16 protein-coding genes are annotated in these 13086 nt (G+C 29.1%); 11 read left to right on the top strand and 5 right to left on the bottom strand.

The window, feature by feature from the left end:
* Window positions 1-321: 321 nt before the first annotated feature.
* The 5 genes from HBE96_RS11915 (at window position 322) to HBE96_RS11895 (ending at window position 4453) form a co-directional block, all read left to right on the top strand.
* Entirely contained in the window at window positions 322-1533 is a 1212-nt protein-coding gene (locus HBE96_RS11915) for a PatB family C-S lyase (RefSeq protein WP_169297976.1), read from the top strand.
* A gap of 96 nt (window positions 1534-1629) precedes the next feature.
* On the top strand, window positions 1630-2013 hold the full coding sequence (locus HBE96_RS11910) for a RidA family protein (protein ID WP_169297975.1): 384 nt from the start codon (window positions 1630-1632) through the stop codon (window positions 2011-2013).
* 80 nt (window positions 2014-2093) lie between these two features.
* Complete coding sequence (locus HBE96_RS11905; protein ID WP_169297974.1) at window positions 2094-2345, top strand: glutaredoxin; 252 nt, start codon at window positions 2094-2096, stop codon at window positions 2343-2345.
* 21 nt (window positions 2346-2366) lie between these two features.
* Window positions 2367-2681, top strand: coding sequence for a hypothetical protein (locus HBE96_RS11900; protein ID WP_169297973.1), 315 nt, complete (start codon window positions 2367-2369; stop codon window positions 2679-2681).
* Window positions 2682-3286: 605 nt separating this feature from the next.
* On the top strand, window positions 3287-4453 hold the full coding sequence (locus HBE96_RS11895; RefSeq protein ID WP_169297972.1) for an iron-containing alcohol dehydrogenase: 1167 nt from the start codon (window positions 3287-3289) through the stop codon (window positions 4451-4453).
* Between the two features lie 69 nt (window positions 4454-4522).
* Here the strand turns inward: HBE96_RS11895 and HBE96_RS11890 are convergent, their stop codons facing one another.
* Window positions 4523-4885, bottom strand: a complete 363-nt coding sequence (locus HBE96_RS11890) for a winged helix-turn-helix transcriptional regulator (RefSeq protein WP_169297971.1) — start codon at window positions 4883-4885, stop codon at window positions 4523-4525.
* Window positions 4886-5064: 179 nt separating this feature from the next.
* Window positions 5065-5409 carry a winged helix-turn-helix transcriptional regulator gene (locus tag HBE96_RS11885; protein WP_169297970.1) on the bottom strand — a complete coding sequence of 115 codons (345 nt, stop codon included), beginning with the start codon at window positions 5407-5409 and terminating at the stop codon, window positions 5065-5067.
* A 292-nt stretch (window positions 5410-5701) separates the two neighbouring features.
* Between HBE96_RS11885 and HBE96_RS11880 the strand changes: the two genes are divergently transcribed.
* From HBE96_RS11880 to trxA, 4 genes are all read left to right on the top strand, one after another.
* Window positions 5702-6223, top strand: a complete 522-nt coding sequence (locus HBE96_RS11880) for a thioredoxin/cytochrome c biogenesis CcdA family protein (protein WP_243186917.1) — start codon at window positions 5702-5704, stop codon at window positions 6221-6223.
* A gap of 311 nt (window positions 6224-6534) precedes the next feature.
* Window positions 6535-7041, top strand: a complete 507-nt coding sequence (locus HBE96_RS11875) for a nitroreductase family protein (protein WP_169297968.1) — start codon at window positions 6535-6537, stop codon at window positions 7039-7041.
* A 60-nt stretch (window positions 7042-7101) separates the two neighbouring features.
* A complete protein-coding gene (locus HBE96_RS11870) occupies window positions 7102-7347 on the top strand; it encodes a TIGR03905 family TSCPD domain-containing protein (protein ID WP_169297967.1) in 246 nt (81 codons plus the stop codon).
* A gap of 190 nt (window positions 7348-7537) precedes the next feature.
* Window positions 7538-7855 (top strand): thioredoxin, encoded by a 318-nt coding sequence (gene trxA / locus HBE96_RS11865; RefSeq protein WP_342590179.1) that lies wholly within the window; start codon window positions 7538-7540, stop codon window positions 7853-7855.
* A 569-nt stretch (window positions 7856-8424) separates the two neighbouring features.
* On the opposite strand, the gene HBE96_RS11860 is transcribed toward trxA, so the two are convergent.
* A complete protein-coding gene (locus HBE96_RS11860) occupies window positions 8425-9717 on the bottom strand; it encodes an ATP-binding protein (protein ID WP_169297965.1) in 1293 nt (430 codons plus the stop codon).
* A gap of 464 nt (window positions 9718-10181) precedes the next feature.
* On the opposite strand from HBE96_RS11860, the gene HBE96_RS11855 reads away from it, so the two are divergent.
* Both HBE96_RS11855 and HBE96_RS11850 read left to right on the top strand, forming a co-directional pair.
* Complete coding sequence (locus tag HBE96_RS11855) at window positions 10182-11012, top strand: YitT family protein (RefSeq protein ID WP_169297964.1); 831 nt, start codon at window positions 10182-10184, stop codon at window positions 11010-11012.
* 252 nt (window positions 11013-11264) lie between these two features.
* Window positions 11265-11810, top strand: a complete 546-nt coding sequence (locus tag HBE96_RS11850) for a GNAT family N-acetyltransferase (RefSeq protein WP_169297963.1) — start codon at window positions 11265-11267, stop codon at window positions 11808-11810.
* A gap of 163 nt (window positions 11811-11973) precedes the next feature.
* Here the strand turns inward: HBE96_RS11850 and HBE96_RS11845 are convergent, their stop codons facing one another.
* On the bottom strand, window positions 11974-12366 hold the full coding sequence (locus tag HBE96_RS11845; protein ID WP_169297962.1) for a GerW family sporulation protein: 393 nt from the start codon (window positions 12364-12366) through the stop codon (window positions 11974-11976).
* A gap of 62 nt (window positions 12367-12428) precedes the next feature.
* Window positions 12429-13085 (bottom strand): DUF2953 domain-containing protein, encoded by a 657-nt coding sequence (locus tag HBE96_RS11840; RefSeq protein ID WP_169297961.1) that lies wholly within the window; start codon window positions 13083-13085, stop codon window positions 12429-12431.
* Between the last annotated feature and the right edge of the window lies 1 nt (window position 13086).

The raw sequence follows: 13086 nt of genomic DNA, 5'->3' as shown, positions 1-13086 counted from the left end.
AAAGCCTTATGATTGATGTGGATGAGTAAAAGAACTAACCAATCAAACAAAAAATAAATTTATATATTCTTAAATTTATTTTAGCATATAAAAAATTATAATCAAGCTAAAAAATGAAGAAAACTGATTTTTAAGAAAGATAAGAAATTTGTAGAAATGTTTAATGGCTAAATAAAAAACAAAAAATATTGACTTAAGTAAGCGTTTGGTGTTATTATCTCTTTGTAAATGTTTAGGTGATAAACAAAAAATAAAAATATTATGCTGATATGATTTGGATTCTAAACAAAATTAAAAAAGATTAAAGGGAGAAGGGTTATTGTGACAGTTGAAGAATTTGTCCATACTTATTATGTAGACCGTACCGGAACGAATTCATCGAAATGGGATGGGTTAAAAAGAAAATTTGGTAGAAGCGATTTGCTTTCTATGTGGGTTGCAGATATGGAATTTAAAACACCTCAGCCAGTTATAGATGCATTAGCAAAAAGAATTGAGCATGGAGTTTTTGGTTATGCAGAAGTTCCAGACAGCTACTATGAAGCGCTTGACCAGTGGATGAGGGATCATCATTCATATTCTATAAAGAGAGAATGGGTTAGATTTACACCAGGTATTATTCCTGCACTTTATTGGTTTGTAAATATGTTTACAAAGGAAAATGATGGGGTTATAGTCATGACACCAGTTTATTATCCTTTTCTAAACTGTGTTAAAGATACAAATCGTAAACTTATTACATGTGACTTGGATTATGAAGATGGAAAATTTACAATCAATTATGATAGATTTGAAAAAATGATAGTAGATAATGATGTAAAAATGTATATTTTATCTTCACCACATAATCCAGCAGGACGAGTTTGGAAAGAAGAAGAATTGGACAAGATGTTGGGAATATGTGAGAAACATAATGTGTTGGTTATCTCAGATGAAATTCACCAGGATATTACAGCACCAGGAGTTAAGTTTATTCCAAGTGCAGCAGTTTTAGGTGGAAAATATGAATCTATTATAATTACTGCCAATGCACCATCAAAGACATTCAATCTTGCTAGTTTTTTACATGCAAATATCATTATTCCAAATCCAGAACTTAGAGCTATTTATGATGAGTTCAGTAAACGTTATTACCAGGCTGAATCCAATCTCATTGGGATAACTGCAGCAGAAGCAGCATATAGACATGGTGAAAGCTGGAGACAGGATTTGATGAAAGTTATCTACAGTAACTATGATTATGTGAAGGAGTCAATGAAAGATTATCCAGAGGTGACTGTTGTTCCTTTAGAAGGAACATACTTAACCTTTATAGATTTGCGTGCTTATGTTCCTCTAGATGAAATTAGGGAATTTGTTCAGGACAAATGTCATATCGGTTGTGATTATGGTGAGTGGTTCGGTGAAAATTGGAAAGGATTTATTCGCTTGAATATCGCAACACATCCTGATTTTGTACATCAAGCTATAGAAAGTATTAAAAGAGAATTGAAAAATTATATTTGTCATGCAGCGTTGAAAGAAAGATGCTGAAAGTGATAAATTATATGTATAAGAATGTTAGTCTTTAATTCTTTAGAAATTTAAAGAATTGAAATAAATAGTAAAGTTAAAAGGGAGATAAAAATTATGAGCAAGAAATGTATTCATACAGAAAAGGCACCAGCAGCAATTGGTCCTTATTCACAGGCAATTCAGAAAGGTAACACAATCTATGTATCAGGTCAACTTCCAGTGGATCCATCAACTGGCAATTTTCCTTCTGATCATATTGAAGATCAGACACGTCAATCATTGACAAACGTTAAGGAAATCTTGCAGCAAGCTGGTGCAACTTTAGAAGATGTTGTAAAGACTACAGTATTATTACAGGATATAGGAGATTTCACTGCAATGAATGGGGTTTATGCAGAATTTTTTAAAGAAGAGTGTCCAGCACGTGCAGCTTTTCAGGTAGCAGCATTGCCTAAGGGTGCAAAGGTTGAAATTGAAGTTGTTGCAGTAGTTGATTAGTATAATTAAGTATAACAAATCATTTATGATAATTATCATAAATGATTTGTTATAATATCAGGAAATTTGGAGGGGTTAAAATGATTAAATTATATGGGACGATACTGTGTCCTGACTGCAGAGTGGCAATGATAAATCTTGATAAGGCAGGAGTTGCTTACGAGTTTTTTGATATTAGTACAAATCTTTTAAATTTGAAGAGATTTTTAAATATTCGAGATACAAGTCATGTATTTAATAAGGTAAAAGAGAATTTAGGTATTGGTATTCCGTGTATAGTTTTAGAGGATGGAACAATTACTTTAAATCTAGAAGATGCTTTAAATAAGTAAGTTAGTGTCAGGTGATTTTTAATGCAATGCGGGTGCAAAGATAAAACCAATATCTTAAAAGTTCAAGGAAATAGAGATTTGGTGAGTCCTATTTGGTGTGATAAATGTGGATGGAACATAAAATTAGATGAGCTTCAAATCTCTAATGAACTTAAAAGCGAATTAATTAGTTGGAACCTCTGTTATAGAAAATTGATCAATCCTAAAACAGGTGAATACATAGATAACTGGATTGAATTTCGAGAGCAATATGATAGGAGAGGCTGCAAATTATCAGAAAGATTGCAGTTGGAACTTAAAGAAGAATATATTATTCGATTTGAGAGCTTTATTTAATGGTATATGCAGCAATGTAAATTCTAAAAATATATTTAAAAATTTCTATTGGAGCTTATTCAAGTGCCTCATAATTGTGTCGCCTTGAATAAGCTTCTTTTGTTATTTAAAGCATTATTGTTAGATATTTTTTTCTAAAAATAACTTATGTTGAGTGATAGCATTTGTTATTGAAAAAAAGATATTAAAAAGAGGCTGTTGTAGTGAATTGTCCCTTTACTTTGGAGAAAACATAACAATTATATATTTTTCTTAAATTTGAGATCCTATTTCCACATTATAGTTAGTTTTTCGAGTATAGATGACATTAGGTGATATGTGGGAATTAATGACTATCATGTGACTTTAATTCGTTTAATAGAAAGAATTCAACTATAATGCTAAATAGAAGATGAGGTTTATATTCAATAAGCATTTAAAAATATTTTATTCAACTAATCATATTTCCTACCTTTTCGAAACTGCCCTACCAAAAAGTGCCTACTTTTATTCTCAAGTTAACAGATTTATACTGATACTTGTGATAGGGAATAAAGAAAAAACAAAAACCAAACAACTAATTTTCTAATAGTTTAGAAGCAATTAATTAAAAGGAGGAAGTATAAATGCAAAGATTTACTATACCAAGAGATATTTATTTTGGAGACAATGCTATAGAGCATTTAAAGTCAATAAAAGGAACTAAGGCAATGCTTGTTATTGGTTCTGAAAGATTAATAAAGGATGGAACAGTTTCTAAAATACAAGAACTATTAAAAGAAGCTAATATTGAAACAGCAGTATTTTCGGGAGTTGAAAATGATCCTTCAGTTGCGACAGTTATGAGAGGGGTGAAAGCTATGAAAAAGTTTAACCCTGACTTAATAGTAGGTATTGGTGGTGGATCACCAATAGATGCTGCTAAAGCAATGTGGATATTTTACGAATATCCAGAGTTTACTTTTGAAGAGGCTGCTAAGCCATTTAACCTACCAGAATTAAGACAAAAAGCTAGATTTATAGCTATACCAACTACAAGTGGCACTGGTTCAGAAGTTACTTCATTTTCAATAATAACTGATAATGAAACAGGAATTAAGTATCCAGTAGCTGACTATAACATAACTCCAGATGTTGCTGTAGTTGACACTAATTTAGTTAAAAGCATGACTCCAGCATTGGTTGCTAACACTGGAATGGATGCTTTAACTCATTCCTTTGAAGCTTATGTTTCAAAAGTTAGAAATCCAATAACAGATGGATTAGCTATGAAATCAATAGAAATGACTGTTGATAATTTAGTTAAATCATTTAAGGGAGAAGATCAAGCTAGAAAAGAAATGCATATAGCTCAATGTTTAGCTGGAATGGCGTTCTCAAACGCAATACTTGGAATAATTCATTCAATGTCTCATAAAACTGGAAAGATATTTAACATTCCTCATGGACTTGCCAATGCAATATATTTACCATATGCTATACAGTTTAATGCTAAAGCAGCTAGATATGCTTATGCTGATATAGCTAAGAGGTTAGGGTTAAAAGGAGAAACAACAGATGAATTAGTTCAATCATTAATTCAATTAGTTAAAGATTTTAGAATTGCTATGAATATGCCTTCTACTTTAAAAGAATTTGGAGTATCAGAAGAAGACTTTAAGTCTAACTTAGATAAAATTTCTAAGGGTGCAGTAGCTGATGCTTGTACGGGTACTAACCCAAGAGAAATATCTGTAGAAGAGATGAAGAGATTATTTGAAGCTACTTATTATGGAAAAGAAGTAAATTTCTAAGTCAATTCAAAAGTTATAGCTGATTAATAACCAGCTATAACTTTAATTATTTATAAAAGAAAATAGATTTTAGGATATATGGCTTTGTTTATAATTAGCTACAAAATATTTTCCCCATTTGTCCATTGCTTCTAAAATAGGAATTAAATCTTCTGCCATTTTAGTAAGTGAATATTCAACAATGGGAGGTACTTCATGATAAACAGTTCTATTAACTAGCCCATTTTGTTCTAAATCTTTTAGCTGTTGACTTAGCATTTTTTGAGTTATTCCCGGAATTAATCTTTTAAATTCATTATATCTTATAACTTTATGTATATTAAGATTCCAAATAATAAGACCTTTCCATTTACCACTTAGGATTTCCAAAGTAACTTCAATTTCACATCTATAATTATTACAACTAATTTTGTTTAATCTATCCTTTGGCATAACGTCACTTCCTTATATAAGATAATTTAGTTGTTTAGTTCGGTGTAACTTTATGTTTTTTTATTTTTTACAACTCTCCTACGCCTATACAAGTTATCAAATCATATTATGTATAATATTTTAAGGGATGCGTAGATCATAAAATTCGAACATATTGATTTATTAAATAAGAATTAACTTTATACAATGGGATTTTTCTGATAGTCTAAGCCCCAATCATACATGGAGTTAATAATTGGTTCCATAGAAAAACCAAGTGCTGTCAATTCATACTCCACACGAGGAGGAACTTCAGCGTAGACTGTACGCTTTACAACACCATCATGTTCTAATTCCCTTAATTGAAGCGTCAGTGCTCGGTGAGTTATATTTATCATCAAGCGCTTAAGTTCGTTGAACCTCATTTTTCCTCCCAGCAAACGGTACAAAATAATGCATTTCCACTTTCCGCTGATAATGTTGAGAGTAGTCTCCACTGGGCATGGTTTATTTTTGCAGTTTGAATTTATTGTTTCCTTGTCCATATTATCATCTCCAAACAGTGTAATAATGATACTTTAAATATATATAGTATATACTATATATCAAAGTTGTGAGTACTTCAATACATGAGCTATAGTGAAGCTGAAAAAACAAAGGTAGGTCTACTATAAGCAATAAAAAAGAGGTTACTATGGAATTGATAACCAAAAGAGTGTTCATAGGCTTGAGTAAATCAAATCTATGTATACTCCTTTGTTTGAGGAATATCTCCAGTCATTACTATTATTTTTCATAGTTACTAATAAATTTGTTGATATATTTCAATATTGTAGAATGCTGATACAATGTAGTCAATGTTCATATAAAAAGTATAATGAAAAAGGCCTGATTATTTTAGGATTTCCATGCAACCAATTTGCAGATCAAGATCCAGCGGAAAACAGTGAGATAAAGAGATTTTATGAAATGAATTTTGGAGTAACATTTCCACTTTTTGAAAAGGTTGATGTAAGAGGGAAAAATGCACACTCATTATTTAAACATCTGACAGAAGCTGCTCCTTGCATAGGACCAATATTAGCATCTATTCTGATTTATGCAGGTAATATGAATACTATAAATAAAGGTATAACGTTACTCTGTGCATATTCTTTAGGACTTGCAGTGCCATTCATTTTAGCTGCACTTTTAATAGAGAGTTTTTCAAGTCAAATAAAAAAGCTTTATAAATATTTTCCTATAATTTCAGCTGTACCAACATCCTACTTTACTCATAATCATGGAAAAATTGTAAATAAAAATATAGGTGCTATGAATTACGATACTATGATGGCTAATATTATTTATATTAAGTGAGTTACCAAAAAAGAAATAAGAGTAGAAATGGGCAAAGCTACACTATGATATTAACTAGGTATACTTTTGTATACTATATATAATCAATGTGCGTACTTTTATTTTTTTGAAGACCATATATAATTAAATCTATAAGAAGGCGGTGGCATAATATATGTTTTTGTTCCAGTAAGCATAAATAATTTTGTTTTTCCGCAGTTAAAGTTTATCAACAATATACTTACTAGTTGGTATATAAATAATAATTAATTAAATTTTATAATATCGCCAGGATAAATTACCTGAGATATAAAAAGGAGTGTTTAATAACTATGGACGCAATCAAAGCTATTTTAGAGAGAAGAAGTGTAAGAAAATTTTCAGATCAAACTGTTTCAAAAGAAATGTTGGAAGGATTAGTTGAATGTGGAAGGTTAGCTCCCACAGGTCATAATAAACAAGGACGTTCATTTGTTGTATTGACAGAAAGATCTACTATTGATGAAGTTGGGAAAATTGCAACTTGGGCAAAATTTGTAATTGGTAAGGCTCCTGCTATAATTTTAGTTTTCTGTGATACTAAGGAATGTGCAACATTTGTTGAGGATGGGGCAGCAGCTACAGAGAATATCCTGATTGCTGCAACAGCACAAGGTCTAGGATCTTGTTGGATGGCAGGTTATGGAATGCCTTATGCTAAGGAAATTGAAGCTTTAGCTAACGCATCTGAAAGCAAAAAACTTATATCAATTATTGCATTAGGCTATCCGTCTGACACAAACACACCAATGCCTAAAAAGAGTTCATTAAATGAAGTTATTGTTTGGGATAAGTTTTAGGTGTCAATATAAAATACAGATTTAATTATAAAATTATCATTTAAGGTAGGATATTTATTTATGATAGAGTATAAAACTAAAGGTGTATGTTCAACCAAAATTCAATTTATGATTGAGGATGATATATTAAAGAATGTGGTTTTTACATCTGGATGTAATGGAAACCTAAGAGGCATAAGCAAATTGGTTGAGGGAATGAAAGTAGAAGATGTTATTAATAAACTTGAAAACATTAAGTGTAGTGAGAAAAATACATCTTGTCCAGCTCAATTAGCAGAAGCTTTAAAACAACAATTAAAAAAATAGATGATTTAATTAAGTAAAACTTGTTTATGAAATTATGAAGGTTTGGTAGGCACAAGATTAGGTAAAGTTTGCTTGATCTTAGGCCTGACTTTTGATGAAAAATAATTTTTATAAAAGAAGTAATAGTTCTATAAGCATAAAATTAAAGTTTTTATGAATAATAAATATTCATTTAAAAATGGAGGTAATAATAATGAAAGAAATAAGTGATAGCATATTTAATAAGGAGGTTATTACAAATGATATACCAGTAGTTGTAGATTTTTGGGCTCCATGGTGTGGTCCTTGTAAAATGATTGGTCCGGTTATGGAAGAATTGGATAAACAATATCTAGGAAAAATAAAGTTTGTTAAGGTAAATGTGGACGAGAATCCAGTAATTTCACAGGAATTTAGAATATCAAGTATACCAACTATAATGATATTTAAAAAAGGTGAAGCTGTAGAAAACATAGTTGGTTTTAGACCTAAATCAGATTTTGAACAGATATTAAATAGATATGTTTAATTTTAGAAAAGAAATTTATGAGTGAAAGATATGATATTACTTTCCTACTAGCTAATGTGATGAATATCACTACATAAAAGTTGAAATACAAACTAATAACTTCAGTTGTACATATTAATGTTGATAATTTAAGTCTTAAAAATTAAGGCGAAGCCTGATGTTTTAATATAATAAATTTAATTTTAATTCAATAGTATGAATTAAAATTTTAAAATGCATAAATCTTTAATTCTACAAGGTTTGATAACAAAATGGATTTTTAAGGAAACTTCGTTTCATTTTGAGAATTACTTGAAAAAAGTTTGTATTTTTATGTAGTAGACAATTAATGAAATTACTACTATTTGCAGGCTACGCCTTAAGTTGTGATTAGAATAGATAACTTAAAATGTATAGATAAAAATTAATTATTATGAAAGCTACGCTTTTAAGATAATAGGGATAATAGTATATATGTAAAATGAAGTAAGAATAAACTTTCAACATATATCAGCCGGAATACAGTTGAAAGTTTATTCGGTTACTTGCATTGCGTTGCATTATTTTTAAAAAGTGATTTATTCCTATAGTTATATAGAGGATGAAATATAGTTTATAAATTGTTTTGCAGTTCTTCCTGAACGTCCATGTGTTCTTAATTCCCACTTTGAAGCTTCTTGATTTAAAGTTTCCTCATTAATTTCAATTTTTTGTTTTTTGGCAAGAGATTGAACTATTTTAAGATAGTGTTTTTTATCTGGACTATCGTAGGTTATAACAATTCCAAAACGCTCGGAAAGAGATAATTTTTCATTCATAGAATCTGCTGTATGGATTTCTTCATCAGCCATCCTATCATTCCAGGTTTCCTTTATTAAATGCCTTCTGTTAGAAGTAGCATAAATTAAAATATTTTTAGGAATACCTTCAACACCACCATCTAGTACAGATTTCATCTCTTTATAGTCTGTTTCAAATTCTTCGAAAGACAAATCATCAATAAATATGATAAAATATTTGCCTCTAGATTTTAATTCTTTTAATACATCGGATAAACATAAAAGTTGTTCCTTTGATATTTGAACTAATCTAAGTCCGCTGCTATAAAATTTATTAACTACTGCTTTAACTGAAGAAGATTTTCCAGTTCCAGCAGAGCCTATTATAAGTACATTGTTAGCAGGTTGTCCAGATATAAAATCTAAAGTATTTTTCGTTAAAGTTTCTTTTTGATATTCGTAACCTACTATATCATCTAAATTTACCTTATCAAAACTTTTAACTCCAACCAAACCTTTAGTGTTATCCCATTTAAATGCAACATGATTTGAAAGTTCAGCACAACCTATATTATAGTAATAGCTTATTAAGGAATCTAATAGAGTTTCATCGGAATCTGAATTTAGAACCTTAAATAAATAATCTTTAAATTCCTGTACTTGTTCCGATTTATTAGTAGGAGAATAATTCATTAAAAAGCTGCAAGGAGAAGTAAATGAAGAAATTATAGAATCTAAATTTGCCCCAATTATAGATCGTATAATTTTCATATCCTTTAAAGCAATATTATATAAATCCTTTTGTATATTATGACCATATCTTTCACAGGTCAAGCTAAAAAAATTTTTATCATTTAGTAAAAGATTTATAATATAAGCTTTTAGTACATTACCACTTAAGTTTAAGCTTTCTGCACTTTGTAGTAAGTTATGATACATATCATAGTGTGAAGTTAAGATAGTTTCCTCATTAGGATCATTTTTTGAAACTTCCTTTAAGGTTTCTCTTAATTTATTTATAACTGGATCCTTTAAGAGATTCCTATATATAAGCAGTGATCCTGAATTTAAATATAGATTTTGGCAATAATTCTTTTCTGTCATAAAATAGCCCCCTTTTCTTTAGTACAAAATTATTTTTTTCATTATACCATATATCATAGACAATAATGACATAGAAAATATAACTAAAGAATATATAAATAGTAGAAAAGTAAATAAGAATCGTATATTTGGACACTATGGATCATTAAAAGATGATGTAATCAAATCATTTTTAAGTTCAGGTGAAGTTTGAAATTGATTGATAATTTTTTATTTTAGTATTATTGGACAAAATAATAATCTTTTAAATTTATTGACAAATCTAAGACCAGGTGTATAATAAATTATTGTAAAGGACTATTTGTGTTTTTAAAAATTTAATATGTAAACGAATAGAAGAAGAGTAGTATTGGTTTCACTATAATTGATGTGCAGAAAGTTCAGCCTTTCGTCCTGCTGTAGGATGGGAGGTTTTTATGTTATATAATTTAGAACTTACATTTATTTAGGAAAGGTGGATGGGTATGAAAGGCAAATTAATTGACTTAAGTATTATTATATTTGCAATTTTTTTATTTTCTTTCGCATTAAATGTATTTTTTGCTCCTTATCATATTGTGCCTGGAGGGGTTTCAGGATTAGCTATCGTTTTGGAAAGTGTACTTCATATTAAAAAATCAATAATAATAGGAGTATTTAATGTACCTATTTTTTTACTAGGATTGTATATACTGGGTAGAAAGTTTGTTATTAATACAGCACTTGGAGCTTTTTTGGTTCCGATTTTTGTTGAATTAACTAGTGGAATTGGCCCATTCACAAAGGATATATTTTTAGCTACAGTATTAGGCGGTGTTATAACAGGGGTTGCATTAGGAATGCTGTTAAGTAAACAAGCTTCCGTAGGGGGTACGGATACAATAGCTAAGATGATATCCAAGTTTATACATAAGCCTGTAGGCAAAATTATGATATGTATTGATTTATCCATTGTTACATTAACTGTTTACGTATTTGGGATAGAAAAAGCATTATATGGCGTTGTAGCAGTATATATAGTAGGAAGAGTTGTTGATATTTACATTAAAGGATTTAAAGATTCAAAATCAGTTTATGTAATATCAGATAATATTCAAAAAATCAATAACCTTATTTTAACACAAATGAATGGTAGAACTACCAAACTGGAAGCAAGAGGCGGTTATACTGATGAGGAAAAGGAAATATTGATGTGTGTTATTACAAGTAAGGAAATAATAAGATTAAAAGAAATTGTAAGAGAAGTAGACAATAATGCTTTGGTTTTAGTTCAGGATTCCTATGAAGTGTATGGTAAAGGATTTAGTGTTACATAAATAGTATATATAAGAAATATTAAAAAGTTAAAAATATATTTTTTAAGATCTGTTAAAGAATAGTGTTGAAATTTTACTACCATCTGTAGAATTGGCTATGATAAGAATAGAATATACGAATGATTACGGAGGTCTTATTATGCCAACTGTAGAAGTCAGAGAAAGATACTATAAAGAGCAAAAATTTATTGGTACAATCTCATACGTCTCATACTGATACAAAATTAATATAAAGCTCTATGGAGGAGTATTGTGGAAAATCATTTAAAGCAATCATATGAAAATTATCAGTTAATTTTATTGAATGAAAAGCACATACAGACAATATTTAATTGGAATATACATGAAAAAAACTTTGAATACTATACTTGTCGTCCGTTGAAGTTAATTAAGTCATTTGAGGAGTATGCCAATAAAACATTAGCAGCGATTTCAGAAGGTGAACAAATTATATATGTATTGGTAAGTCGAGATGACTGTAATAAACCATTAGGTAAAATATCGTTATTTGATTTAAATGCAAGGAATCATAGTGCTGAATTTGGTTATTACTTACCAGATAATAATAGAGGTCATGGATTAGGTAGCATTATGGTATCAAAATTTATTGAAAACTCTTTTAAAAATGATGAATTAAATTTAAATAAAATATATGCAACCACATCTTCAAATAATTATTTTTCAGTGAAACTTTTAGAAAAGTATGGTTTTAAGTTAGATGGAAGGTTACGAGAACATTATTGGATTGGTGAAAATAGGCATGACCAACTTATATATTCTATCCTCAAACAGGAATGAATTAAATAATTGAGATTCAACATTTGGTCTGAATATTCTTAAAATGTATATTAGGGGAACTTGTCTAAAGGGGCTATGGTACTAAGAATAAACATTACAACATATTGTGTTTGTAAATCAATATGTTGTATATAAATTTCTTAATACCAAAGCCCCTTAACTTTTAAGCTTCTTCAGTAGTTTTTTCTTCTTTATCATTATTTTTTTTGTCTTTTTTAAACTTGGACATTATGCCAGGAACCATTTGTAAAAGGTTTTCCACATTACTCTTATTGTTTACAGGAAGCATAGTAACTGAATCATTTTTAATTACAAGCATGGCATTAGGAGTTACTTTAGCACCAAATCCAAGACCACCGCCAGAACCATTAGCTCCTTTATCATCAGTACCACCACCGGAACCAGTACCGCAGCCAAAGCTTACAGATATGATAGGAACTAAAGTAGTTTCTCCAACAACAATAGGTTCTCCAACAACAGTTTCAGTTTTTAAAAAGTTTTGCAATTTATTAAATAACACCTCTAAATTTTCTGGAATAGATGAACCATTTGACATAATTAAAATCCTCCTAAAATGTTTAATTTTTATTACAATAATTAATACACATAAAGTATTAATTAAGTTTCACTAGTTTTAGATTTTTTTAACAAAATTTTTCTAATATCCTTTTTTAGTACAAACTTTAAAGTTTTAAAAGCTATTAGAAATAAAAATACTTTCCCGCATATGCTGGTTTTTATATTTATAACATCATCATCAAAAACAGGATTTAAGTTTATATCACTGTGGGGAATTATTTGTGAAATTATTGGTATAAATCCACACAACAATCCAGTAATACAGGGGTCATCAAAACCATAGACACCCTTTATCCTTATTTCATCAGGCTTTATTATTTTTAACATATCCTTAAAATAGGAAAGTACACAGCTTATAAATTTTTTCTTTATAAAATCTTTAATATTAGTTGTTTTAGATTCTGTTACTTTTTTATTATCAGGTTTAACTTCTTCACTTTCTAAATTTTCCTTTTCAGAGATGACATAAATAACTTTGTTACCTATAAAAAAGGTTATTTTTAAATTTTCTTCCTGTAAAATTTTGATTTTAAATAAGTTAAACATCCATAGTATAATTCCTTCTATTTTTACTATTTCATTGATATGTGAATTTAAATTGTATTTAAAAGGAACAAACATTACTAAAATTAGTAATGAAAGAATAACACACATCAAAATCAATAATATCTTTAAAAATATGATAAACAGAAACATT

This window comes from Clostridium muellerianum (assembly GCF_012926525.1).
Taxonomy (GTDB): domain Bacteria; phylum Bacillota; class Clostridia; order Clostridiales; family Clostridiaceae; genus Clostridium_AM; species Clostridium_AM muellerianum.
The sequence above is the reverse complement of the archived record's forward strand: the minus strand, read 5'-3'. Positions and strand labels throughout refer to the sequence as shown.